This is a genomic window from Massilia sp. CFBP 13721 (assembly GCF_014842025.1).
Classification (GTDB): domain Bacteria; phylum Pseudomonadota; class Gammaproteobacteria; order Burkholderiales; family Burkholderiaceae_D; genus Telluria.
The window spans coordinates 67,500-91,838 of the sequence record NZ_JACYUY010000025.1 but is presented as its reverse complement, the minus strand read 5'-3'; the positions used below and the strand labels follow the sequence as shown (position 1 = coordinate 91,838).

Annotated in this window: 28 protein-coding genes and 1 tRNA gene; 17 read left to right on the top strand and 12 right to left on the bottom strand. The window is 62.8% G+C overall.

What is annotated here, in order from left to right:
* Window positions 1-64: 64 nt before the first annotated feature.
* The 7 genes from IFT60_RS20890 to petA form a co-directional block, all read right to left on the bottom strand.
* Window positions 65-1,141, bottom strand: coding sequence for a tyrosine-type recombinase/integrase (locus IFT60_RS20890; RefSeq protein WP_192055261.1), 1,077 nt, complete (start codon window positions 1,139-1,141; stop codon window positions 65-67).
* A 107-nt stretch (window positions 1,142-1,248) separates the two neighbouring features.
* Window positions 1,249-1,324, bottom strand: a tRNA-Thr gene (locus tag IFT60_RS20885).
* Between the two features lie 27 nt (window positions 1,325-1,351).
* A complete protein-coding gene (locus tag IFT60_RS20880) occupies window positions 1,352-1,837 on the bottom strand; it encodes a ClpXP protease specificity-enhancing factor (protein ID WP_192055259.1) in 486 nt (161 codons plus the stop codon).
* Window positions 1,838-2,059: 222 nt separating this feature from the next.
* On the bottom strand, window positions 2,060-2,671 hold the full coding sequence (locus IFT60_RS20875) for a glutathione S-transferase N-terminal domain-containing protein (protein ID WP_056342583.1): 612 nt from the start codon (window positions 2,669-2,671) through the stop codon (window positions 2,060-2,062).
* Window positions 2,672-2,767: 96 nt separating this feature from the next.
* Window positions 2,768-3,529 carry a cytochrome c1 gene (locus IFT60_RS20870; RefSeq protein ID WP_192055257.1) on the bottom strand — a complete coding sequence of 254 codons (762 nt, stop codon included), beginning with the start codon at window positions 3,527-3,529 and terminating at the stop codon, window positions 2,768-2,770.
* A 26-nt stretch (window positions 3,530-3,555) separates the two neighbouring features.
* Complete coding sequence (locus IFT60_RS20865; protein ID WP_192055254.1) at window positions 3,556-4,971, bottom strand: cytochrome b; 1,416 nt, start codon at window positions 4,969-4,971, stop codon at window positions 3,556-3,558.
* Between the two features lies 1 nt (window position 4,972).
* Entirely contained in the window at window positions 4,973-5,587 is a 615-nt protein-coding gene (gene petA, locus IFT60_RS20860) for a ubiquinol-cytochrome c reductase iron-sulfur subunit (protein WP_192055251.1), read from the bottom strand.
* Window positions 5,588-5,892: 305 nt separating this feature from the next.
* Between petA and mscL the strand changes: the two genes are divergently transcribed.
* From mscL to IFT60_RS20840, 4 genes are read left to right on the top strand one after another with little or no spacing between them, the layout of a single operon-like run.
* Window positions 5,893-6,330 carry a large conductance mechanosensitive channel protein MscL gene (gene mscL / locus IFT60_RS20855; RefSeq protein ID WP_192055277.1) on the top strand — a complete coding sequence of 146 codons (438 nt, stop codon included), beginning with the start codon at window positions 5,893-5,895 and terminating at the stop codon, window positions 6,328-6,330.
* Window positions 6,331-6,365: 35 nt separating this feature from the next.
* Complete coding sequence (locus IFT60_RS20850) at window positions 6,366-7,514, top strand: Do family serine endopeptidase (RefSeq protein ID WP_307729702.1); 1,149 nt, start codon at window positions 6,366-6,368, stop codon at window positions 7,512-7,514.
* Window positions 7,515-7,542: 28 nt separating this feature from the next.
* On the top strand, window positions 7,543-8,235 hold the full coding sequence (locus IFT60_RS20845; protein WP_192055249.1) for a DUF2461 domain-containing protein: 693 nt from the start codon (window positions 7,543-7,545) through the stop codon (window positions 8,233-8,235).
* Window positions 8,236-8,249: 14 nt separating this feature from the next.
* Window positions 8,250-8,630: a cupin domain-containing protein gene (locus IFT60_RS20840; protein WP_192055247.1), complete on the top strand. Its 381-nt coding sequence runs from the start codon at window positions 8,250-8,252 to the stop codon at window positions 8,628-8,630.
* A 45-nt stretch (window positions 8,631-8,675) separates the two neighbouring features.
* Here the strand turns inward: IFT60_RS20840 and IFT60_RS20835 are convergent, their stop codons facing one another.
* The 5 genes from IFT60_RS20835 to IFT60_RS20815 all read right to left on the bottom strand — a co-directional run bounded on the left by IFT60_RS20835 (window position 8,676) and on the right by IFT60_RS20815 (window position 11,647).
* On the bottom strand, window positions 8,676-9,689 hold the full coding sequence (locus IFT60_RS20835) for an NAD(P)H-dependent glycerol-3-phosphate dehydrogenase (protein WP_192055244.1): 1,014 nt from the start codon (window positions 9,687-9,689) through the stop codon (window positions 8,676-8,678).
* A gap of 25 nt (window positions 9,690-9,714) precedes the next feature.
* Window positions 9,715-10,170, bottom strand: a complete 456-nt coding sequence (locus IFT60_RS20830) for an SH3 domain-containing protein (RefSeq protein ID WP_192055242.1) — start codon at window positions 10,168-10,170, stop codon at window positions 9,715-9,717.
* A gap of 136 nt (window positions 10,171-10,306) precedes the next feature.
* A complete protein-coding gene (gene secB / locus IFT60_RS20825; RefSeq protein WP_056342613.1) occupies window positions 10,307-10,768 on the bottom strand; it encodes a protein-export chaperone SecB in 462 nt (153 codons plus the stop codon).
* Window positions 10,769-10,959: 191 nt separating this feature from the next.
* Window positions 10,960-11,223 (bottom strand): glutaredoxin 3, encoded by a 264-nt coding sequence (gene grxC, locus IFT60_RS20820; protein WP_192055240.1) that lies wholly within the window; start codon window positions 11,221-11,223, stop codon window positions 10,960-10,962.
* 22 nt (window positions 11,224-11,245) lie between these two features.
* Window positions 11,246-11,647, bottom strand: a complete 402-nt coding sequence (locus IFT60_RS20815) for a rhodanese-like domain-containing protein (RefSeq protein ID WP_192055238.1) — start codon at window positions 11,645-11,647, stop codon at window positions 11,246-11,248.
* Window positions 11,648-11,806: 159 nt separating this feature from the next.
* Here IFT60_RS20815 and gpmA point away from each other — a divergent pair, with 159 nt between their 5' ends.
* The 13 genes from gpmA to gspD all read left to right on the top strand — a co-directional run bounded on the left by gpmA (window position 11,807) and on the right by gspD (window position 24,336).
* A complete protein-coding gene (gene gpmA, locus IFT60_RS20810) occupies window positions 11,807-12,553 on the top strand; it encodes a 2,3-diphosphoglycerate-dependent phosphoglycerate mutase (RefSeq protein WP_192055235.1) in 747 nt (248 codons plus the stop codon).
* A 4-nt stretch (window positions 12,554-12,557) separates the two neighbouring features.
* Window positions 12,558-13,985, top strand: a complete 1,428-nt coding sequence (locus IFT60_RS20805; protein ID WP_374001228.1) for a murein hydrolase activator EnvC family protein — start codon at window positions 12,558-12,560, stop codon at window positions 13,983-13,985.
* 8 nt (window positions 13,986-13,993) lie between these two features.
* Window positions 13,994-15,472, top strand: coding sequence for a S41 family peptidase (locus IFT60_RS20800; protein ID WP_192055233.1), 1,479 nt, complete (start codon window positions 13,994-13,996; stop codon window positions 15,470-15,472).
* A 78-nt stretch (window positions 15,473-15,550) separates the two neighbouring features.
* Window positions 15,551-16,312 carry a HesA/MoeB/ThiF family protein gene (locus tag IFT60_RS20795; RefSeq protein WP_192055231.1) on the top strand — a complete coding sequence of 254 codons (762 nt, stop codon included), beginning with the start codon at window positions 15,551-15,553 and terminating at the stop codon, window positions 16,310-16,312.
* A 115-nt stretch (window positions 16,313-16,427) separates the two neighbouring features.
* Window positions 16,428-16,880, top strand: a complete 453-nt coding sequence (gene gspG / locus IFT60_RS20790) for a type II secretion system major pseudopilin GspG (protein ID WP_192055228.1) — start codon at window positions 16,428-16,430, stop codon at window positions 16,878-16,880.
* A gap of 8 nt (window positions 16,881-16,888) precedes the next feature.
* Window positions 16,889-17,389 carry a GspH/FimT family pseudopilin gene (locus IFT60_RS20785; protein WP_192055226.1) on the top strand — a complete coding sequence of 167 codons (501 nt, stop codon included), beginning with the start codon at window positions 16,889-16,891 and terminating at the stop codon, window positions 17,387-17,389.
* Window positions 17,386-17,778 carry a type II secretion system minor pseudopilin GspI gene (gene gspI, locus IFT60_RS20780; protein ID WP_374001229.1) on the top strand — a complete coding sequence of 131 codons (393 nt, stop codon included), beginning with the start codon at window positions 17,386-17,388 and terminating at the stop codon, window positions 17,776-17,778. Before IFT60_RS20785 ends, gspI begins: the two co-directional genes overlap by 4 nt.
* Window positions 17,775-18,380, top strand: coding sequence for a PulJ/GspJ family protein (locus IFT60_RS20775; RefSeq protein WP_192055223.1), 606 nt, complete (start codon window positions 17,775-17,777; stop codon window positions 18,378-18,380). The genes gspI and IFT60_RS20775 overlap by 4 nt, the downstream gene beginning before the upstream one ends.
* Window positions 18,380-19,525: a type II secretion system minor pseudopilin GspK gene (gene gspK / locus IFT60_RS20770; RefSeq protein WP_192055221.1), complete on the top strand. Its 1,146-nt coding sequence runs from the start codon at window positions 18,380-18,382 to the stop codon at window positions 19,523-19,525. The genes IFT60_RS20775 and gspK overlap by 1 nt, the downstream gene beginning before the upstream one ends.
* Before the next feature lie 17 nt (window positions 19,526-19,542).
* The gene (gene gspL, locus IFT60_RS20765; protein ID WP_192055219.1) at window positions 19,543-20,748 is read left to right on the top strand and encodes a type II secretion system protein GspL; all 1,206 of its coding nucleotides are present in this window, start codon (window positions 19,543-19,545) and stop codon (window positions 20,746-20,748) included.
* Window positions 20,745-21,266: a type II secretion system protein M gene (locus IFT60_RS20760; RefSeq protein ID WP_192055217.1), complete on the top strand. Its 522-nt coding sequence runs from the start codon at window positions 20,745-20,747 to the stop codon at window positions 21,264-21,266. The genes gspL and IFT60_RS20760 overlap by 4 nt, the downstream gene beginning before the upstream one ends.
* The gene (gspN, locus tag IFT60_RS20755; protein ID WP_192055215.1) at window positions 21,263-22,036 is read left to right on the top strand and encodes a type II secretion system protein N; all 774 of its coding nucleotides are present in this window, start codon (window positions 21,263-21,265) and stop codon (window positions 22,034-22,036) included. Before IFT60_RS20760 ends, gspN begins: the two co-directional genes overlap by 4 nt.
* Complete coding sequence (gene gspD / locus IFT60_RS20750) at window positions 22,036-24,336, top strand: type II secretion system secretin GspD (RefSeq protein WP_192055213.1); 2,301 nt, start codon at window positions 22,036-22,038, stop codon at window positions 24,334-24,336. The genes gspN and gspD overlap by 1 nt, the downstream gene beginning before the upstream one ends.
* Window positions 24,337-24,339: the final 3 nt, after the last annotated feature.

The window sequence follows — 24,339 nt, the reverse complement described above, 5'->3', positions numbered from 1 at the left end:
CAGCGTCTATGAACGCACAATGGCAGAGAAAGAACTTATCGTCGTGTCCGAAATTACTTGACCACTACATTGTGCCGTAAACGTCGAATACGACAGCGTGAATCTTCCTTAGTCCGTCGAGCTTTGCCACCAGATCCTCCGCACGCAAGTGAGTGTAACGACGAAGCATTTGCATCGATTTGTGCCCGCTAATCGATGCAACCTCCTGGTCACTTAACCCGCCTTCAACGAGGCGGCTGACCGCTTCGTGTCGCAGGTCGTGAAAATGCAAGTCGGTTATAGCCAGCGTAGTCTTGATATCGCCCCAGATTTTCGCAAACTGATATGGTCGGCGCTCCCCGTCTTTGCCAGGCTCACCGAAAAATACGAGGTCGGTGTTCGGGGGGCGCAACGGGTTGTCGACTGCTTCTTTGAGGACTGCCGTGGCAGCTGCCGTTAGCGGTACTGTCCGGGCAGAATTGTTCTTGGTATCGGACAGGCGGACCACACGGCTACGCAGATCAACGTCCGAGAAGCGCAGGTTAAGGATTTCCGACTGGCGCATGCCGGTTTCGATCGCTAGTCTGACGACCCAGCTCAGCATTGGGTTGCTGTGTTGCCTGACCGCGTCGAGCAAACGCTTCTCTTCGTTGACGTTCAGCCGGCGGTCCCGCCCTTTGCCTGGACTGGGCTTGCGAATGGCCGACACCGGATTATGGGTTAAGCCAAGTCCCCATTCTTGGATAGCGACAGTGAACAGGTTGCTCAGCATTGCCAGCTCGATGCGGACGGTATTATTCGACTTGCCTAATGCCAAACGATGGTCCCGGTAGGAGGCAACAAGCTCGCTACTCAAGGCTGCCATTGAGTATTTGCCTAGGAAGGCCCCTAGGTGCCCTGCAGTGACGTTCTCGCTACGTTGGGTAGTCGGCTTCTTTGTTGGCGTGACTTCTGTCAGGTAGCGCTTTAAGGCTTCCTGCGCGGTCATCCGCTCTGAGCCGCTACGCGAGATATAGACGCCACGAACCATCTCGTCTTCAGTCCTGCGTGCCCAATCCACCGCGTCGCGTTTGAGCCGAAAAGTCTTGGAAGTGGTTGGCCAACCCTTCATGCGCACGAGCGCTTTATAGGTGCCGGAAGGGGTAGGAACGATGGTTGCCATGAAGCCTCTGTAATTGCTGAGTGTACTGAAAGTGTACTTTTCGCCGATCACAAAGACAAATGCCTCACGTGCATCGCACGTAAGGCATTGTTTTCACTACTAATTTCTGGTGCCGGCTGCCGGTTTCGAACTGGCCACCTGATGATTACAAATCAACTGCTCTACCAAATGAGCTAAGCCGGCGTAATCTGTACGGCAGGAATTATAGCGCTATTTGATGCGTGTCAGCGTCGGGCGGCCGCCTTTTTTCGGGGGCTCGTTATCGTCGTCGGGCGAATGCGACACCTCTGCCGCAGGCGTTGCGCTCGTCACATCAGGCACGGCCGACAGCGTCGGCGCGCCTGTGGTGGGCTCGTCCGCCGCTGGCGCGATGTCGGCCGCAGTGGTGCTGACATCGAATGCCATGCCTTGGCCGTTTTCGTTGGCATAGATGGCGAGGACGTTTTGCACCGGCACATAAATTTCGCGCGAGACACCGGCGAAACGGGCGCGGAAGTGGATCGCATCGTTGTCCATCTTCAGCCCGGACGTAGCGCCATAGGCGATGTTCAGGATGATCTCGCCCTTTTTGACGTATTCCATCGGAACCGTCGTGGCCGCGTCGACCTTGACTGCGAGATAAGGCGTAAAACCGCTGTCGGTGCACCATTCATACAGGGCGCGCAGCAAATAAGGCTTGGTGGAAATCTCAGACATGTGCAGATGAAATAAACAATGATCCGTCAATGGACTGGCGAACGGATGCGCCACCGCAGCCACACGTGCTTGCCGCGTTAGTCGACGCCGGCGAACGCGTGTGGAACGTACAAATGCAAGGTGCCAGCTTACTGCGGAATGTCAAACGACGTCGCAACACTGGCGCCAGGAAAAGTGTACCAACGGTGCGTCCGCCAAGCGGAGCACCATTGGCGGTGCGCTTTAACGACGCATGACCTTTTCCGATGGCGTCAGCGCTTCGATGTAGGCAGGACGCGAGAAGATGCGCTCGGCGTACTTCATCAGCGGCGCGGCGGTCTTCGACAGTTCGATGCCGTAATGGTCGAGGCGCCACAGCAGCGGGGCGATCGCCACGTCGAGCATCGAGAATTCGTCGCCCAGCATGTACTTGTTCTTCAGGAACAGCGGCGCCAGCGTCGTCAGGCGGTCGCGGATTTCGGCGCGCGCCTTGTCGTGGGCCTTTTCGTTCGTCTTGTTGCGGTCGCTTTCCAGCACATGCACGTGGACGAACAGTTCCTTCTCGAAGTTGAACAGCATCAGGCGGGCACGGGCGCGCATCAGCGGATCGGCCGGCATCAGCTGCGGGTGCGGGAAGCGCTCGTCGATGTACTCGTTGATGATGTTCGATTCGTACAGGATCAGTTCGCGTTCGACCAGGATCGGGACCTGGCCGTACGGATTCATCGTCGAGATGTCTTCCGGTTTGTTGAACAGGTCGACGTCGCGCACTTCGAAATCCATGCCTTTTTCGAACAGGACAAGGCGGCAACGTTGCGAGAACGGGCACGTGGTGCCGGAGTAGAGAACCATCATGATTGGCGTTCCTTAAGAAACAAAGGGGCGAGCGCCGAGCGACTCACCCCGAATAATAATTGCCCGTATTATAGCCAAGCGGGCAATGAAAACGAATTACTTCAGATCTTTCCAGTAGGACGCGTTCAATCGCCAAGCCAGGAAAGCAAATACTGACAGGAAAATCAGCACGATAGCACCAAGTTTCTTGCGCGTTCCTTGCGCTGGCTCAGCCATCCAGCTGAGATAGGCAACCAGGTCGGCCGTCGCGGTGTCGAAATCGGTCGCCGACATCGTCCCGGGCGCTACTTGCTCCCAACCGGCGAACTTGTGGATCTTCTTGGCGGCGTCGTGCGGATCAGTCTCTTCGACCATTTTGACGGTGCGTACGCCCTGTAACTGCCACATCGCGTGCGGCATCGCCACGTTTGGCACGACCATGTTATTCCAACCGGTCGGGCGCGCGTCGTCTTTATAAAAAGTGCGCAGATAGGTGTACAGGTAGTCGGCGCCGCTGCCCGCCGGCGACGATTTTGCGCGCGCGATCACCGACAGATCCGGTGGCACCGCACCGAACCAGGCCTTGGCATCGTCCGGGCGCATCGCCGTCTTCATTAGTTCGCCCACTTTGTCGGCAGAGAACAACAGATTGGTCTTGATCTGCTCGTCGGACAGGCCGAGATCGCGCAAGCGGTTGTAGCGCATCGACGACGCCGAGTGGCAATTCAGGCAATAGTTGACGAACAGCTTGGCGCCATTTTGCAGCGACGCCATGTCGCTGCGTTCCGGCGCGCGGTCCAAAGGAAAGCCGCCTTCGGCTGCGAATACCAGCCCTGGCACCAGCGCCAGGACTGCAATCAGTTTCTTGGTGAAGTTCATGGTTGTCCTTAAGCTTGAGCCTGCGATCAATGCGGATGGAAAGTCACGCGCGTCGGCACCGGTTTGAACCGGCCGGCGGCGCTCCACCACGGCATCAGGAGGAAAAAGCTGAAGTACAACAGCGTGCACACCTGGGAAATCAAGGTATAGGCCGGCGTCGGCAGCTGGGTGCCGAGGTAGCCGAGCGCCACGAACGACAGGCCGAACAGCGCATACACCCACTTGTGCCAGTCCGGACGGTAGCGGATCGAGCGTACCGGCGAATGATCGAGCCAGGGCAGCAAAGCGATGATCACGACCGACGAGCCGAACAGCACCACGCCCCAGAATTTCGCTTCTAGCACCTGCGGCAGCATGCCGATGATCAAGACCAGCGCGATTGCCGCAATCGCGACCTTGGCCTTGAAGGAGAGGCGCGACTTCATCCAGATGAACACGACGTACAGGGCAATCGCCGCCATCAGCACGTACATGAAGTCGGCGGTGGTCGCACGCAGCACCGAATAGAACGGCGTGAAATACCAGGTCGGTGCGATGTGCGGCGGCGTCTTCATCGAATCGGCCGGAATGAAATTGTTGTACTCGAGGAAGTAACCACCCATTTCCGGGGCGAAGAACACGACCGCCGAGAAAATCAGCAGGAACATCGAGACGCCGAACAAATCCTTGGTCGTGTAGTACGGATGCGACGGAATCGCGTCGAGCGGGTGACCGTCGGGACCGATGTGGTCCTTGATTTCGATGCCGTCAGGGTTGTTCGAGCCGACTTCGTGCAGGGCGATCAGGTGCGCCGCAACCAGGCCCAGCAGCACCAGCGGCAGGGCGATGACGTGGAAGGCGAAGAAGCGGTTGAGGGTAGCGTCGGAAACGACGTAATCGCCGCGGATCCACAGCGACAGGTCGGGGCCGATCACGGGAATCGCGCCGAACAGGTTGACGATCACCTGGGCGCCCCAGTACGACATCTGCCCCCATGGCAGCAGGTAGCCAAAGAAAGCTTCAGCCATCAGGCACAGGAAAATGGCAAAGCCGAAGATCCAGATCAATTCGCGTGGCTTGCGGTAGGAACCGTAGAGCAGGCCACGGGTCATATGCAGGTAGACGACGATGAAGAAGGCCGAGGCGCCGGTCGAGTGCATGTAGCGCACCAGCCAGCCCCAAGGCACTTCACGCATGATGTATTCGACCGAACCGAAGGCAAGATTCGCGTCCGGCTTGTAGTGCATCGTCAAAAAGATGCCGGTCACGATTTGCAGTACCAGGATCAGCATCGCAAGCGAGCCGAACAGGTACCAGATATTGAAGTTTTTCGGGGCATAGTACTTGCCCCATTGGTCGTTCCAGAGTTTCGACAGCGGGAAGCGGTCGTCGACCCAGGCCAGTGCCTTGTGGCCGGCCGGCGCGTTGGCCGGCAGCTTCGTTTCCTTGAATGCGGCGCCCATGTTATGCCTCGCCTTTCTCGTCTTTGCCGATCACGATTTTATTGTCAGCGAGATACATGTACGGAGGGATGTCCATGTTCGTCGGCGCAGGCTTGTTTTTAAAGACGCGGCCGGCGAGGTCGAAGGTCGAGCCGTGGCAAGGGCACAGGAAGCCGCCGTGCCAGTCGTCCGGCAAGTTCGGCTGTGGGCCTTCGCTCAGGCGCGAGGAGGGCGAGCAGCCCAGGTGCGAGCAGATGCCGACGGTGACCAGCACCTCTTTATGTTCGGGACGGGCGCGGAATTCGTTCTTCGCATACTCGGGCATATCGAGCTGGAAGATTTTTTCGGACTTGGGGTCGGCGACGAGCGCGTCGTTCTTCGGCAGGCTGGCAAGCATTTCGGGCGTGCGGCGCAAGATCCACACAGGCTTGCCGCGCCATTCGACGACCTTCATTTCGCCCGGCTTGACGTCCGAGATATCCACTTCGACCGGAGCGCCGGCAGCTTTCGCGCGCTCGGACGGCTGGAAGGTACTGACCAGGGCACCCGCCGTGGCCACACCGACGACGCCGCCCGCTGCGCATGTCGCAACGAGCAAACCGCGCCGGCCTGAATCGACCTGCTTATCATTACTCATACCAACCCCACTCCGTGAAATTACGAATCTTGGAAATCAATGAAGAGCTTGCAGCAACACAAAATTATATGTGAATGGCAATCTTTATTGGAGAAAAAATATTGGCTGTGCGAAGGCACCGAAACAGGCTTGCCTTCCGCTAGCGATCCGGTGCCGCGGTGCGTGCATTATTTGCTTCGCGCCGGGGCAGATGGGCAGTGAGCGGCCTTGTGGCGTGGAGCTGGCAAGGACGTGGTGCGCAACGCATAAAAAGCGCTTGCGGTATCATCGACATGGATAATTCGATCCGCTCACGGGGGAAAATAATGTCGATGATGAATGAATTCAAGCAATTCGCGATGCGCGGCAATGTAGTCGACCTGGCGGTCGGTGTCATCATCGGCGGCGCATTCGGACGCATTGTCGATTCCCTGGTGCAGGACGTCATCATGCCGCCGATCGGGAAGATCTTCGGCGGGCTCGATTTCGCGAATTACTATATACCCTTGAATAACCAGGCAACAGGCCTGGCATTGGCGGAAGCGAAAAAAGCCGGTGCGGTACTTGCCTACGGCAATTTCCTGACGATTTTGCTGAATTTTATTATTCTCGCTTTCATCATCTTTCAGATGGTGCGCCTGATGAACCGCATGCGCGAGCGCCTCGCGCCAGCCGAGGCGGCCAAGGCGCCGGCCACGCCGGAAGACATCCTGCTGCTGCGCGAAATCCGCGATTCCCTGCGTAGTAAAACACCCCCACAGTGAAAAACGACGTCATCACCATCCGCCCGGCCTCGCCGCTGCGCCGGCTGTGGCTGTTGTTCGCCCAGGTGGTGACGGTGGCGCTCGCCCTGTATTTCGTGGTCGCGACCATGCGTCCGGACTGGCTCGGGCGTTCTCCGGTCCAGGTGCCGGTGGCCCCCGGGGCGCGCACGGTGCCGGTGCTGCAAGCCCAGTCCGGCGCCGTGGCCGAGAGCTATCGTGCAGCCGCCGGCAAGGCGATGCCGGCGGTGGTGAACATCCTCACAAGCAAGGCTTCGCGCGAAGCCCATCCGATTTTAAAAGACCCGTTCTTCCGCCGTTTTTTCGGCGACCGCGCGCCGCCCCAGGAGCAAATGTCTAGTTTGGGTTCGGGCGTGATCGTCAGCGGAGAAGGCTACATCATTACCAACTTCCACGTGGTCGAAGGCGCCGACCAGATCGAAGTCGGCCTGGCCGACGGCCGCAAGGCAGCCGCACGCATGGTCGGTACCGATCCGGAGACGGACCTCGCCGTGATCCGCATCAGCGAACGCAATTTACCGGTGATGGTGCTGGGCCAGCCGGACGACGCCCGCGTCGGCGACGTGGTGCTGGCGATCGGCAATCCGTTCGGTGTCGGCCAAACCGTCACCATGGGCATTATTTCGGCGCTGGGGCGGAACAACCTGCACATCAACCATTTCGAGAATTTTATCCAGACCGATGCCGCGATCAACTTCGGCAACTCGGGCGGGGCGCTGGTCGACACCAACGGCAACCTGCTCGGCATTAATTCCGCGATTTATTCGCAAACCGGCGGCTCGATCGGCATCGGTTTCGCCATTCCCGTCTCCACCGCGCGCAACGTGCTCGATTCGATCGTCAAGCATGGGCAAGTGGTGCGCGGCTGGATCGGCATCGAATCGCAAGACATCACCCCGGAACTGGCCAGCAGTTTTGGCCTCGGCCGCCAGAGCGGCGCCATCATCGCCGGCGTCGTGCGCAATGGCCCGGCCGACCGCGCCGGCGTGCGCCCGGGCGATATTTTGCTTGCCGTCGAAGGGCAAAACGTCAGCAATACCGGCGAGATGCTGAACCTGATCGCCCAGCTGGCGCCCGGCGCCAAGGCGCGCTTGAGGCTGATGCGCCAGAACCGCGAAGCGACGGTCGATGTCACCGTCGGCAAGCGGCCCCGTCCCTCTCCATAATTCTTACTTTTACTTTTTCGGATTTTCCATGCATCTGCGTGACTTGACGCAATTTCTAAGCGAGCTCAGCGAAAACAACACCCGTCCCTGGTTCATCATGAACAAGCCGCGCTACGACATCCTGCGCGAAGAGTTCCTGGAAGTGGTCACAGAATTGATTCGTGAGCTATCCACCTTCGACCGCCAGGTCGCCGCCGTCGACCCGAAAAAGGCGATGTTCCGCATCAACCGCGACATCCGCTTTTCGAACGACAAGACCCCGTATAAAACCCGTTTTTCGGCCGGCATCACGCCGAACAACCGACGCCGCCCGAGCGAAGGCGGCGGTTCGACCTATTATTTCCAGATCGATGGCAACGGCACGCTCGGTATCGGCGCCGGCGAATACCTGCCCCCGGCCGCGCGTTTGAAGGCGATCCGCGAACACGTGGTCAACGATGCGACAGGTTTCGCAAAAATATTAAAGAATAAACACCTGCGCGCGACCTATGGCGACCTGCTCGACGAAGACAAACTGCAGCGTCCGCCAAAAGGGTTTGACCCGGCGCACCCGCATATCGAGCACATCAAGCTGAAAAGCTTTTTCGTGTGGACGGAACTGCCACTCAAGGTGAACGATCCGGACGAGCTGGTGCCGCGGCTGGCGCGCGGATTCAAGGATGCGTTCGCGCTGGTGACCTGGCTGCGCGACGTGCCCCACATAACCGAAGAGAGTGATTGAATAAAGGAGGCGACATGGCCTTGCAACACGCAGCATCGGGCGAACGAATCGCCTTGCAACGCGGCGAAGACGACATTGCCAATTTCACGTCGATCGCGCTGGCGAAGACCGAGCACATGGAACTGATCCGGCTGATCGTCCCGAAGGACAAGCCGATGCCAGAACACCGGGTCGAGGGAGAAGTGACCTTGTTGTGCCTGGAAGGCGAGATCATCGTCGACGCGCACGGCAACAGTGTCGTGCTGCGTCCGAACGAGATGCTGTACCTGATCGGCGGCGAACCGCATGGCATCCGTGCCAACGAGGATGCGGTGGTCCTGATGACGATTTTATTGGGGCCGGTACGCACTGGCGGGCCGACCCATACCAATGCCGGAGCAGGGCAGGACAAATAACATCGTGAAGCGGGCTCTCCGAGTCCGCTTCACGAAGCGCATACCTTAAGTCAATTCATTGCGCGGATCGCGTGCCAGCAACTGCTTCGCCATCTCCGCCGCGTCATACCCATCGAACAGCACTGCCGCCACCGCATTCGTGATCGGCATGTCCACGCCCAGCCTCGCCGCCAGGTCGCGCACCGCTTTCGAGCAGGGTACGCCCTCGGCCACGTGCCCGAGTTCGGCCACGATCGTGTCCAGCGGTTTGCCCTGTGCCAGCGCCAGGCCGACGCGGCGGTTGCGCGACAGGTCTCCGGTGCAGGTCAGGATCAAATCTCCCATCCCGGTCAAGCCCATGAAGGTGCTGGCCTGGCCGCCGAGCGCCGTGCCGAGGCGGGTGATCTCGGCCAGGCCGCGCGTGATCAGCGCCGCGCGCGCATTCAGGCCGAGACCAAGGCCGTCGGCGGTGCCGGTGGCGATCGCCAGCACGTTTTTCACCGCACCCCCGACTTCCACGCCGACCACGTCGTCGCAGGCATACACGCGCAGGTTGCCGCCGTGGACGGTGGCGACGACGTTGTCGCGCAGCACGCGCGAAGTCGAGGCCACGGTCAGTGCGCAGGGCAGGCCGCGCGCGACTTCCTGCGCGAACGACGGACCCGACAGGGCCGCGCCCGGCACCGCGTCGCCCAATACCTCGCGCACGACCTGGTGCGGCAGCAAGCCGGTGCCGTATTCAAATCCTTTGCAGAGCCAGACGACATTCGGAATCGCGCGCCCCTTCAATTGCTGGAGCAGGGGCCGCAGGCCGGCCACCGGACAGGCGGCGATCAGCAAGGGCGCCTCCCCGGGCTTGGCATCGAGCACGTGCGCCAGCGCTGCTTCGAAGTCGGCCGTCACGCGCAGGCTGTCCGGCAGCAGCTGGCCGGGTAAATAGGTCGTGTTCTCGCGCGCGGCCGCGGTGGTCGCCATTTGTTCGGCGTTGCGGCCCCACAGCAGCACGTCGTGGCGGGCGGCCACCGCGATGGCAACCGCCGTGCCCCAGGCACCGGCGCCGAGAACGGTAATCTTGGTCATGGTTTGAGTTCTTGCATAGTTGGATTCAGATGCCCCAGACCTCGGCCGCGCGCACGAAACCGGCGATGCCGTCCTCGTGCCGTACCCGCACCCAGGCGCCCGCTTGCGGGTCGCTCAATTCGAGCAGCACGCCCTTGTCGGCGGTCATGAGGATGGCGGCATTCTCATCGGGAGCAGCATGGACTCTGGCCGATGCCGCTTTCACCACGACATTGCGGCGCGCCGACAGCCCGTTCGATTCGGTCCAGGCCAGCTCTCCCTCGGCATCGCGTACCTTGACCCAGGCGCCGTAGCGCGCCACGATCTCGACCGGCATGCCGTGCGGCGCGACATAGCGTCTCATCCCTTTTAACGACGGCGCATCGTACAGCACCACCGAGGGCGCACCGATGGAACGGAAGTCGGCGGCGCATACGTGCGCGCAGGCCAGCGTCGGCAACAGGGCAGCCAAGCAGTGGAAAGCGAATCGGGAAGTGGTCATGGCAAGGCCCGGGCTCGAGCGTACAACCAGACGCCAAGATGGCAGGAAGGGCATCCGCACCGCGCTTTTTTGGCCAAAGGCGCGGCAAGAATGCCCATCACAACAATCCAGCCGGACCAGCCGGACTGACTACAGCTTAGTTTGCCGGTGCGGCTGCGGCGGCTTCAGCCATCGCCTGGCGGCGCTGCTGGTAGAACACTTCGAAGTTGATCTCGGCCAGGTGCACTGGCGGGAAGCCGGCACGGGTGATCACGTCGGCGATGTTCGCGCGCAGGTACGGGTACACGATGTTCGGGCAGCCGATGCCCAGCAGTGGGTCCATCTGGTCGGCAGGGATGTTGCGCGCCTCGAAGATGCCGCCTTGCTTGCCTTCGACCAGGAAAGCGACCTTGTCCTTGACCTTGGCGGTCACGGTGATAGTCACGGTCGACTCATAGATGCCATCGGCGATTGCTTCAGCGCCAACATCCAGCGACACCTCGATGGTCGGGGCTTCCTGCTCGAGGAAGATGGCTGGGGAGTTTGGTTGTTCCAGCGACATGTCTTTCAGATAGACGCGTTGGATTTGGAAGACTGGTTGCAGGTTTTCGTCGGACATGGAACGCTTTCGTTATGAAGTAAGAGGGACGGCAAAGCGCCGCCCCCGTGCGGCTTGGAGTCAACGCAGCGGCAATTGTATCAAAATCAATTTGGATGCAATACTCCCGCGGGGCGCCTTTTTCAAAGGCCTCGGGGAGCTTGGGCACTTGTGCCCAGCGGCAGACGCCTGATCAACCCGCATCCACCGCCTTACTCCCCCTTGAGGAGCGGATCGAGGCGGCCCGCCTGGTCCAGCGCATACAGATCGTCAAAGCCGCCGACGTGGGTCTCGCCCACATAGATTTGCGGCACCGTGCGGCGGCCGGTCTTTTGCATCATGATCTGGCGCTGTTCCGGGTCGAGGTCGACACGGATGCGTTCGATGTCGGTGATGCCCTTGGCTTCGAGCAGGCGCTCGGCGCGGACGCAATATGGGCAGCTGGCAGTGTGATACAGAACAACGTGGGCAGTCATGGTTCTTCCTTCCTGTCTTGATTTATTTGGTAACCGGCAAACCGGCAGCCGTCCAGGCGGTCAGGCCACCTTCTAGGCTGAGGGCATCCTCGAACCCGGCCGCCTTCAACTGGCGCACGGCCTTGTCGGAACGGGCGCCGCTCTGGCAGATGACGACCAGGGTGCGGCCTTTCGACTTTTCCAGTTCGCCGATGCGATTGCCCAAGTCTGCCAGCGGAATGTTTTTCGCGTCGCGCACATGACCAGCGGCAAATTCGTCGGCGCTACGGACGTCGAGAAGCGTCGTCTTGCCACGGTTGATCAACTGGGTAACTTGCAGCGCAGTAGCGCGGCGGCCCTTCGGTGCCAGGGCTGGCCACAGCAGCGCGCCACCGGAAACGACGGCAATGGCGACGATGAAGATATTATCGAGGATGAATTTCACAAGGCTTCCAATGGTTGAACACAATCCGCGCATTATAAAATAGAAGCCGGACAGGAATCTTTTGGCGACCTCGGAATCCGCAGCGCCCTGCGGCACAGCCGCCCGGCGCGCACACCGAGGCCCCTCTCGCAGGTTTTTAATTAAAGTAAAGAAGAGCTTATGTACAAAATCGTATTCATGCGCCATGGCGAATCCACCTGGAACCTGGCCAACCGTTTTACCGGCTGGGTCGACGTCGACCTGACCGAGAAAGGCATCACTGAAGCGAAGAATGCCGGCCGCGCCCTGCGCGAGGCCGGTTTCGCGTTCGACCTGGCCTATACCTCGGTGCTGAAGCGCGCGATCCGCACGCTGTGGCTGGCGCTCGACGAGATGGATCAGATGTACCTGCCGATCAAGAACGATTGGCGCCTGAACGAACGCCACTATGGCGGCCTGCAAGGCCTCGACAAGGGGGAGACCGCGGCCAAGTACGGCGACGAGCAAGTGCTGGTCTGGCGCCGCAGCTATGACACGCCACCGCCTGCGCTGGAAGAAAACGATCCGCGCGTATCGTTCAATGACCCGCGCTATGCCGGCTTGCCGAAAGAGCAGATTCCGTTGACCGAATGTTTAAAAGACACCGTGGCGCGCGTGATGCCGGTGTGGGAAGAAGAGATCGCCCCGGCCATCCGTTCCGGCAAGCAGATCCTGATTTCGGCCCACGGCAACAGCCTGCGCGCGCTGATCAAGATGCTCGACAACATCAGCGACGCCGACATCGTCGGCCTGAACATCCCGAACGGCCAGCCGCTGGTCTACGAACTCGATGAACATCTGAAGCCGATCCGCCATTACTACCTGGGCGACCAGGATGCGATCGCTGCAGCGGTCGCCGCCGTAGCGAACCAAGGGAAGGCAAAGTAAGGTCTTGCGCTTTCCTATCAAGAAGGTAGCCGCCAGCGCATTGCTGGGCGGCTTGCTGGCCTTGAGCGCGGCGGGCGCTGTTGCGGCCGCCAAGCCTACCGAACGCAGCCGCCAGAAGGCGGCGGCGGAGGCCCAGCGCGCCGGTATCCAGCAAAAGCTGACGGCGCTGAAAAAAGAAATCAACCGCACCGAGAGCGAAAAGGAAGACGTCGCCGACAACCTGGCCGAGTCGGAAGAAGCGATCTCGAACGCCAACCGTGCGCTGCGCGACCTGGGCCAGGAAACATTGGAAACCAATGTGCGCCTGCAAGACCTGGCCACCGAGCAGGAACGGCTGGCACAAACAATTGTTCATCAAAAGAAACAATTGTCTGCCCTGCTGCGTGAGCACTATGTGGCGGGCAATGAAGACCGCATCAAGCTGCTGCTGTCGGGCGACAACCCGAACCGCATCAACCGCGATCTGCAGATGATGGCTTACGTGTCGCAGGCGCAGGCAAAACTGCTGGCCTCGCTGAACACGAATTTGGCGCAGGTCGAGCAAAACCGCGAGAAGGTCGAGAACGCCAAGATTGAACTCGAGGAAATCGCCGAGGAACAACGCGACCAGAAAGCCGTGCTGGAAAAGGAAAAGGCGAGACGGGCCGCCTTGCTGGGCGAGCTGTCGAGCAAACTGGTAGTGCAGAGAAAACAGGTCGATAGCCTGCAGCGCGACGAACAGCGCATGAGCGGGTTGGTCGACAAGTTGACGCGCCTGATCGCGGAGCAGGCCGAGGCCGAACGCAAGCGCCAGGAAGCGCTGGCCGCGGCACGCGCCAAGGCCAAGGCCGAAGCCGAAGCCGCCGCCAAGGCGCGGGCACTGGCACGCGCCGCCGCGAAAGCCGAGCGCGACCGCCTGGCGCGCGAAGCGGCGAAAGCCGGCAAGCCGGCGCCAAAACCGTTGCCGCCGGAGCCGGAAGAGCCGAAAGTGGCCGAGCAGCCGAAGCAGGAAGAGCGCACGCTCGACATTTCGCTGGCGCCCGCCGCGCCGGCCGGCGCCTTTGCCGCCATGCGCGGGCGCCTGAACGCCCCGGTCAGCGGCACGGTCGCCGCGCGCTTCGGCGCCAAGCGCGGTGGCGATGGCCCGAGCTGGAAAGGCATGTTCATCAAGGCGCCGGAAGGCACCGAAGTGCGCGCGGTGGCGGTCGGCCGCGTGGTGCACTCGGGCTGGATGCGCGGCTTCGGCAACCTGATCATCGTCGACCATGGCGGCAGCTATTTATCGATCTACGCCAATAACCAGACGCTGCTGAAACGGGCGGGCGACGCGGTGCGCGCGGGCGAGCCGATCGCGAGCGCGGGCAACACCGGCGGTAACGAGGAATCGGGACTATACTTTGAGCTCAGGCATCTCGGTAAAGCCTTCGATCCCGCAAGCTGGGTCAAATTCTAGGGGCAGCGATGGGTAACAAAGTAAAAAGCATGGGGCTGGTCGGCCTCGGTGTGGTAGCCGGCGTGGCGCTGACGGTGCAGGTATCGGCCTGGGCGCAGAAGGGCGAAGCGAGCCCGCTGCCGCTGGACGAACTGCGCCAGCTGGCCGATGTCTTTGGCCTCATCAAAAGCGATTACGTGGTGCCGGTCGAGGACAAGAAACTGCTGTCCGACGCCATCGGCGGCATGGTCGCCGCGCTCGACCCGCATTCGGTCTACCTCGACCAGAAGGCTTACCGCGAGATGCGCGAAAGCGTGCAAGGCAAATTCGTCGGCGTCGGCATCGAAGTCGCGGCCGAAGATGGCTACGTCAAAATTGTCTCGCCGATCGAGGATTCGCCCGCCTACCGCGCCGGCATCAAGGCCGGCGACCTGATCACCCGCATCGACAATGTCCCGGTGAAGGGGCTGTCGATCGACGACGCCGTCAAGAAGATGCGCGGCAAGCCCGGCAGCAAGGTGACGCTGACGATTGCGCGCCGCGGCGAGGACCGCCCCTGGGTAGTGCCGGTCACGCGCGAGGAAATCCGCGTGCTGAGCGTCAAGGCCAAGATGGTCGAGCCCGATTACGCCTGGGTGCGCATCAGCCAGTTCCAGGAAGCCACGCTCGAGGAATTGGCAAGCAAGACGCAAGCGTTGTACGCCACCAATCCGAACATCAAGGGGCTAATCCTTGACCTGCGCAACGACCCGGGTGGCCTGTTGCCGGGCGCGGTCGGCGTGTCGACGGCCTTCCTGCCGAAGGAAGAACTGATCGTCTCGACCAAGGGCCAGTTGCCGGATTCGAACCAGAGTTACTATGGCCGCCGCGAATTCTATGCGCCGCGCGGCGCCGATCCGCTAGCGAAACTGCCGGCAGCCCTGAAAACGGTGCCGATGGTGGTACTGGTCAATGGCGGCTCGGCATCGGCGTCGGAAATTGTCGCCGGCGCCCTGCAGGACTACAAGCGCGCCATCGTGATGGGCAGCCAGACCTTCGGCAAAGGCTCGGTGCAGACCCTGCGCCCCTTGTCCGCCGACACCGCTATTAAACTGACCACGGCGCGCTACTACACGCCCAAGGGACGGCCGATCCAGGCCAGCGGCATCGTGCCCGATTTAAAAGTCGAGGAGACGGCGGAGGGCGATGGCCTGAACGCATTGCGGGTACGCGAAGTCGATTTGCAGCGCCATCTGACGGGAGAAAACGAAAAGCCGGGCGCGGCGGCCGCAAAAGAGGCGCGCGACGGCGCCGAGCAGAAGCAGCGCGCGCTGGCCCTGATGAAAAACCGCCAGCCGCTCGAACTGGGCGGCAAGGACGATTTTCAACTGGCCCAAGCCCTGAACCATTTTAAAGGGTTGCCAGTAAAAATCGCCCAGCCGGAAGCGATCGAAGTCACGCCGCCGGCGCCGAAGGAATTGCCGGGTAGCGAGACGAAACCGCCGGAACTGAAGGGCTCGAAAAAATAATCTGCATGGTGGGACACGTGATGGAGGGCACCGGCCTCCATCACGTGTCCCACGCCCGCCGCATCAAATCCTCTCTCCATGAACGACCAGCAGCTCCTGCGCTACTCGCGCCACATCATGCTCGACGACATCGGCATCGAAGGCCAGGCCCGCCTGCTGGCCGCGCACGTGCTCGTCATCGGCGCGGGCGGTCTCGGTTCGCCGGCGGCGCTGTACCTGGCCGCCAGCGGCGTCGGCCGGATCACCCTGGTCGATGACGACGACGTCGATCTGACCAATCTGCAGCGCCAAGTGATGCACACGACCGGCCGTATTGGTACGCCGAAAGTCGAGTCTGGCCGCGTGGCTTTGCGCGAGATCAATCCCGAGGTCACTGTCACCGCCCTGTGCGAACGCGCCACTGGCGAACGCCTGCGCGAACTGGTACAACAGGCATCGATCGTGCTCGACTGCAGCGACAATTTTGCCACCCGTCACGCCGTCAATCGCGCCTGCGTGGCAGCCGGCGTGCCGCTGGTGGCGGGCGCGGCGATTCGCTTCGACGGGCAATTGTCGGTCTTCGATATGCGGCGCGCCGATTGTCCCTGCTATGCCTGCGTCTTTCCGGAAGATAGTGGTTTCGAAGACGTTGCCTGCAGTACGATGGGGGTGTTCGCACCGCTGGTCGGGATCGTCGGCGCCGTGCAGGCGGCCGAGGCTTTGAAATTGATCGTGGGCATCGGCACACCGCTGGCAGGGCGTTTATTGATGCTCGATGCGCGCGCCATGGAGTGGACCGAGATCCGGGCGGCGCGCAATCCGGCTTGCCCTGTCTGTGCCGAAAGACCTGTACACACTTGATATCGCCTGCGGCTTTGCTCTGCAATACAATGGGGCACGACGGTGAGTGGCCGCTGGCGCCATTCGGCCTTATACTAGTTCGATTGTTTCCGATCCACCTTTTCAAGATTTGACTATGCAGATCGTTTCACACCGCGCAGTTGGCCGCCGTCTCGCACGCGGCTTCACCCTCGTTGAAATCATGGTTGTCGTGGTCATTATCGGTATTCTCGGTGCGCTGGTCGTGCCGAAACTGCTGGGCCGTACCGGCGAGTCGCGCGTGGTCGCGGCCAAGACGGACATCGCCACCCTGATGCAAGCCTTGAAACTCTACAAGCTGGACAACCAGCGCTATCCGACCACCGAGCAGGGCCTGCAAGCCTTGACCACCAAGCCGACTTCGGGCCCGTCCGCGAACGGCTGGAAAGAAGGCGGCTATGTTGAGAAACTGCCGAAGGACCCGTGGGGTAATTCGTACCAGTACCTGTCGCCCGGCCTGCATGGCGAAGTCGACATCTTCTCGTTCGGCGCCGATGGCCAGGCCAGCGGCGAGGGCGAAGACGCCGACGTCGGCTCCTGGCAGCAGTAAGGCCTGTCATGGCTGGCGTCGCGCCGCCGCGCCGGGCCGCGGGCTTCACTTTAGTGGAGATCCTGGTCGTAATGGTCATCATCGGCATCACGCTCGGGATGGCCTCGCTCAATGCGATTCCGAGCCCGCGCCAGGACCTCGAGAACGAAGCGAAGCGCCTGACCTTGCTGTTGCAACTGGCGCGCGACGAAGCCATCGTGCGCAACCGGCAAGTCGCCTTCGAAGCCACCCCTGAGCGCTACCGTTTCCTGGTACGCAACGACACCGGCTGGACCGCGATGAACGAAGACGATTTATTGCGCGAGCGGCCCTTCAAGAATGCGCCGGTGCGCCTGCTGCTCGACCCGCCCGCGGCCGGCGTCGGCGGCGAGACCATGCGCGTCACCTTCGGGCGCGAGCCGGTCGACAAGCCGTTTATTTTGACCCTGGCCAGCGGCAACAACAGTGTCGGCATCCGCGCCGATGGCGTCGGCCATTTTACGGTCATCGAACCGGGAGAGCCGCAGTGACCCGCTCAGCGACCCGCTTCCCATCCTCTACCGGCTTCACCCTGCTCGAAGTGCTGGTAGCGCTCGTCATCGTCGGCACCGCACTCGCCGCCGGCCTGCGCGCCGTCGGCAGCCTGGCCGCGAACGGCGCCGGCCTGCGCGCCTCGATGATGGCGACCTGGTCGGCCGAAAACCGCCTGGTGCAGATCCGCCTGAACCGCGAGTTTCCTGAAGTGGGCAAGCGCAGCTACGCCTGCGGCCAGGGCGACTTAAAGCTGATGTGTACCGACGAAGTGCTGGCCAGCCCGAATCCGCAATTGCGCCGGGTCGAGGTATCGGTGTTCGACATGGACAATCCAAACCGGCGCATTCTGAAACTGGTGCAACTCGTCCTGAGGCCGACGGCATGAAAACGGCGCGCGGGTTCACCCTGGTCGAATTATTGGTAGCGATCGGCATCCTCGCCATGGTCGCCGTGCTCGGCTGGCGCGGGCTGGACGGCATCGTACGCGCCCGCGTCGCCCTCACCGACCAGATGGAAATGACGCGCGGCATGCAGCTCGCGTTTGCCCAAATGCAAAGCGATTGCGAGCACGCGGCCGACGCCACCATGCTCGGACGCCGTCCCTTCCTGCTGCAAGCCGATAACCGGATTACCCTGGTGCGCACCGTGTTCAACGAAAACGAACCGGCCCGCCTGCAAGTGATTGCTTACCGCCTGGTCGACGGCCAGCTAATGCGGCGCGAATCGAATACCACGCGCGACCTGGTCGAACTCGACGCACTGTGGCAAGCCTCGGTCAGCGACACCGACCCGACGCCGCCGGTGACGCTGCAGGGCGGCGTGGCGTCGATGGCGGTACTCGTGTGGCAAAACAATGCCTGGAAAAAGCAGCCGGACATGACGCCGGGCGGCCTTCCTACTGCCCCGATCACCGGCGTGCAGGTGGAACTGGCGGCGCGCAGCTATCCGCAGCCGCTAACCAAGTCTTTTCTGTTGGGCAGCATCTGATGCGGCGCGCTTACCAACCTTTCCGGCGCCAGCGCGGCGTGGCCGTCATCACCGCCTTGCTGCTGACCACGCTGGCGATATCCATCGTCGCCAGCCTGTTCTGGCAGCAGCAGGTGCAGGTGCGCTCGATGGAAAACCAGAGATTGCACCTGCAGACGCGCTGGATCCTGCGTGGCGCACTCGACTGGTCGACGCTGGTGCTGCGCCAGGATGCCTACGACAATCCGAACTACACCGCACTGATCCACGTCTGGGCGACCCCACTGGCGGAAACCCGGCTCGACCAGTACATTGAGCGGGAACGGATCGAAGGCGAAAACTTCGATGCTAGTCTTTCCGGCAACATCGTGGATGCCACCTCGCGTTACAATCTGCGCAACCTGGCGCGCACCACGGCCAGGGGCGGCGCGATCGATGCGGACAACCTGGCGATCTTCCAGCGCCTGTTCACGAACTTGCAGATCAACCCGGCGCTGGCGAAAACCGCAGCCAACCTGATTGCGGGCAGCCAGCCGGCGATCGTCGCGACCGGGACTGTCGATCCGATCACGGGCCAGGAAGTGGGCGGCCAGGAACGCGATCCGAGCGAGGGCGGCAATCCGGATGCAGGCGCCTTGCCGGGCGGAGCCGGCACGGGCGCGCGTGCGGACGCCGCCGGCGGCGACGGTAGCGGCGATGGCGTCGATCCCGAGCTGGCCGGCACGATCCCGGTGGTACGCACCGGCCTGGGCACGCCGATCAAATTCCTCGAAATCGAGGATTTATTGGCGGTGCGCGGGATCACGCCGGACATGCTGGAAAAGCTGCGCCCGTATGTCATCGTGTTGCCGGAACGCACGCCGATCAACGTCAACACGGCGTCGGCCGAAGTGCTGGCGGCGGTAATTCCGAATTATTCGCTGTCGGAGGCGCAATCCCTGCTGGCGCGCCGCCGCAACGTGCCGTGGAACGATCTCGCCAAGTTTCAGACCGAGATCGGTGGGCGCGCGACGGTGGACGATTCGCTCAGCGTGAAAAGCAATTGGTTCCTCGTGAACAGCCGCATCCGCCTCGACCGCGCCACCCTGAATGCGCAGTCGCTGATCCAGCGTAGCGCCAATCCGGTCGGCGGTGGCGTCAAGGTGGTGTGGGTTCGTCAAGACTAACAAGAAAGCGAGACGGTTTGACTACACTTTATATCCGGCATCCGGCGCGCGCAGAAGGAGAGGGCGCGCCATGCCGCTTTGCCGTCGTCGGCGACGGCGGCACCATCGAACAGCAGGGAGAAGGCGCGCTGCGCACGCTCACCGACGTCGTCGCCAACCGCCGCGTGGTGCTGCTGCTGGCCGGCACCGACGTCAACCTGCTGTCGCTGCGGATGCCGCCGCTGACCGGTGCGCGCCTGCGCGCTGCGTTGCCGGGCCTGGTCGAAGAACACATCCTCGGCGACCCGGCCGATTGCGTCCTGGTCGCCGGTCCGCCCACGGGCGAGGGCGTGCGGCCGGTTGCGGTGGTGGCGCGCGACTGGCTCGAGCCGCTGGTGCGGACCCTGCTGGCGCAGGGCGCGCGCGCGGTGACGGCGGTGCCGGCGCAGCTGTGCCTGCCCCTGCAGCCGGGCGGCGTCAGCGCCGCCCTGAACGGCGGCGAATTGCTGCTGCGCCAGGAGCAATTCGGCGGCCTTGGCCTGGCGCTGGACGCCAATCCGGCCAGCGCCCTGCAGACGGCGCGTGCGCTGGCAGGCGACGCGCCGCTGACCTTGTACCTGCCGCGCGAGCAGCTGGGAGAATACGGCGTGCTGCTGGCCGAGGCCGGCCCCGGCACGGTGCTCGAGGCCGATGACTGGGCCCATTGGGTCGCCGGCGCCAGGAGCATCAACTTCGACCTGGTGCCGGGCCTGGGCAGCGCCGGTGCGCGCCAGACCGACTGGCGCCGCTGGCGCGTGCCGATCGCCCTCGCCTTTCTCGCGGTCGTCGTCAACCTGGCCGGCATCAACATCGAATGGCTACGCCTGCGCGGCGAAGCGGCGGCCGTGCGCCAGCAGATGGCGCAAACCTTCCAGTCGGTGTATCCGAACCAGCCGATGGTCGATCCAGTGGCGCAAATGCGCCAAGGCATCGCACGCGCCCAGGCCGGCAGCGGCCAGATCGGCGCCGACGAATTCATCTACCTGGCTGGGGCGCTGGGCGACGCAAGCCGCGAATTGATGCGTCCGCCCGGAATTAACTCAATCGAATACAAGGAACGGACGCTGCGGGTGCGGGTCAAACCGGAAACGGTCGACCCCACCGCGTTGCGCCAGCTGCAAGCGGCGTTGTCCGCGCGCAGTTTGTCACTGGAAGCAGCCGCACCCGATAACTGGCTGGTGCGCAGCACGGGAGCCAAGCCATGAGTCTGGTCAGCAGCTACGGCCGGGTGCGCGAACGCGCCACCGGGTATTGGATCGCACGCACCGAACAGGAACGCCGTTACCTGGGGGCCGGCTTCGCCGTCGTCTTGCTGGCGCTGGTGTACATGGGCCTGGTCGAGCCGGCGGTCGAGGGCCGCGCGCGGCTGCAGCGCTCGCTCCCCGAACTGCGCCAGCAGGCCGCCCAGCTCGCCAGCATGGCCGACCAGGCGCGTGCGCTGGCGGGGCAGGCGCCGGTGCCGGTGTCGCCCATGACGCGCGAAAGCCTGATGGCAAGCCTGGCTGCGCGCAGCATCACCCCCGGGTCGCTCACGCTGACCGGCGAGTTCGCGCGCTTGCAGGTCACCGGGGTGTCGTTCGCCAACCTGGTGTCCTGGCTCGACGCCCAGCGCCGCGAGAATCGCATCGCCGTACAGGAAGGCAGTTTTACCGCGCAAGATCCGGTCGGGCAAGTCGACGCCAACCTGACGCTGCGCCAGGATAACGGGACCGGCGCCCGATGAGGCGCGGTATCGGTTGGCTGGTCGTGGTCGCCCTGGCGATCGCGCTGACGGTGTGCGCCTTCCTGCCCGCGAGCTGGCTCGGCACGATGGTCGAGCGCCAGACCGGCGGTCGTTTGACTCTCGGGGATGCGCAGGGTACGCTCTGGAGCGGCTCAGCCTTTGTGGGCGGGGCGCCGGGCCTGGGCGGCTCGGTGACGCCGCTGTTGCCGGGACGCTTTACGTGGCGATTGTCCCCATTGGTGCTGGTCGGGCGCGTCGACATGGCGCTCGAGAATCCGCTGGCGCTGGCAGGACCGGTACAGGTCACCGGCAGCTGGTCGCAGTGGCAGGTGAGCGAAGGACAATTGCTGTTGCCGGCCGAGGGACTGGCCGGACTGGGCGCACCCCTGAATACGCTGGTGCCGTCGGGCGTGATCCGGCTTTCCTGGAACCGCCTCGACCTGGCGCGCCTGCCCAACAGCGTGGCGGTAACCGGACGCACGACCCTGTCGATGAGCGATATGGGCTCGCGTATGGCGCCCGTCAAGCCGCTGGGCAGCTACGAGATGATGATGGACTGGCGCGGCCAGCAAGCCGACCTGGTGCTGCGCACGGTGCGCGGCGCTTTGCTGTTGTCGGGAAATGGGACGTTGCAAAATGGGCGCCTGCGCTTTTCAGGGCAAGCGTCGGCCGCCGATGGCTACGAGGAAACCTTGGGCAACATGCTCAATCTCCTCGGCCAGCGCCGCATGGTGAACGGTAAAAACATAATCGCATTAGAGTTCAGATAATGAAAACATCCTTCCGTAGCACCTCCGAATTACCTGCTTTGCGCCGCATCGTTGCCGGCGTCATGCTGTGCTGCGCGATGGCGACCACGATGCCGCCCGCCCTGGCCCAGGAAAATTCCGCCGCCCTCAGTTTCGTGAACGCCGACATCGAGTCGGTCATCAAGGCCGTCGGCCATTACACCGGCATGACCTTCATCATCGACCCGCGTGTAAAGGGCACGCTGACCCTGGTGTCGGAAAAGTCGCTGACCAAGAGCCAGGCCTTTGGCTTGCTGACCTCGGCGCTGCGCCTGCAGGGCTTTGCGGTCGTCACCACCGGCGAGGGTTACGCCAAGGTGGTGCCTGAAGCCGAAGCGAAGCTGCAATCCTCGCCGACCCAGGTGGGTAAACGCGGCACCCGCGTACAGGGTGACCAGATCGCCACGCAAATTTTCCACTTGTCGTACGAATCGGCTGCCAACCTGACGGCCGTGCTGCGCCCGCTGATCTCGCCGAACAATTCGATCATGGCCAATCCAGGCAACAATAGCCTGGTCATTACCGACTACGCCGACAACCTGCGCCGCCTGGCGCGCATCATCGCCGCGCTCGACGCGCCGGTGGCGGCCGACCTCGACGTGGTGCCGATCCGGAACGGCATCGCCAGCGACATCGCCACGCTCGTTTCGCGCCTGATGGAACCGGCCGCCGGCGGCGATTCCGGCCGCGTCACCATCCTGGCCGATGCGCGTACCAATTCCGTGGTCGTGCGCGCGCCCTCGCAGGCGCGCGCCAACCTGGCCAAGTCGCTGATCGCCAAGCTCGACCAGGCGACCACGGAGAAGGGCAATATCCACGTTGTCTACCTGAAGAATGCCGACGCCAGCAAGGTGGCGCAGACGCTGCGCGCCGTGGTCTCGCAGGATGCCTCGGCGGTGCCGGTGCAGCAGCAGGGCACGGCCGGCGGCTCGATCCAGGCCGGCTCCCAGGGCGGCGCCAACACCGGCAGCGGCGGTCTCGGCAGCCAGCAGGGCCAGCAAGGCGGGATCGGCGCCGGCGGCAGCAGCAGCAACTACAGCCAGCAAGGCCAGGCGACCGCGGGCGGCGCCGGCGGCGGCGCGGGATCCGGTTTCATCCAGGCCGATGCTTCGACCAATAGCCTGATCATCACCGCGCCGGACGCGATCTACCGCAACCTGCGCGGCGTCATCGACCAGCTCGACGTGCGCCGCGCCCAGGTGTACATCGAGGCGATGGTGGTCGAGATGAACGCAAGCAAGGCGGCCGAATTCGGCGTCCAGTGGCTCGGTTTGTCAGGTAGCGACACCAGCAAATACCGCATCGGCGGCATCCAGTCGTTCAACTCGGGCGCCAGCAACAACATCGTCAACCTGGCCGCCGCCGCGCGTGCCGGCGTCACCGGGGAAAGCGGCGTGCCCTCGCTGCCGGGCCTGACGCTGGGCATCTTTAAACAGATCAACGGCGAGCTGGGCCTGGGCGCGGTCGCCAGCGCCCTTGAAAACGAGGGCGCCGCCAACATCTTGTCGACACCGAACATGATCACCCTCGACAACGAGCTGGCGACCATCAAGGTGGGCCGGAATATCCCGATCCTGACCGGTTCGTTTACGACCGGAACGAATGGCTCGAACAACCCGTTCCAGACGGTCGACCGCAAGGACATCGGCCTGCTGATGAAGGTGCGTCCGCAGATTTCCGAGGGTGGCGTCATTAAACTGTCGATCTACCATGAGAATTCCGACATCGACAACACGCTGGAGCGGCCGGAGGGCATCGTGACCACCTTGCGCGCGATCGAAAGCAATATTCTGGCCGACGACGGCCAGATCATCGTGCTTGGTGGCTTGATTTCAGATAACGAAAACCACCAGCAAGAAAAGGTGCGCGGCCTGGGCGACATCCCGGTCGTCGGCAACCTCTTCAAATACCGTACCCGCACGCGCGAAAAAACCAATTTGATGGTCTTCCTGCGTCCGGTCGTGGTACGCAGCAAGGAGCAGAACAACAGCATCTCGCTCGACCGCTACGAATACATGCGCGCGCTGGGCGCAACCACCCGTCCGCAAGACGACACCGTCCTGCTGCGCAACCTGGGCGCGCCCGAATTGCCGCCCCTGATCAATGGCCAGCCGCCGGCCGGCGGCACCTTTGCGACGATGCCGCCGCCGGCTCCGCCGCCAGTGCGTCCGGGCGCCGCCACCGGCCCCGGTGTCAGCCAGCCGGCCGCGCCGCAATCGACCCAACCGTATCAGGCGCCGGTGCCGGAATTCCGTCCGGTACAGCCGTCGAACCAGAAGTGATCC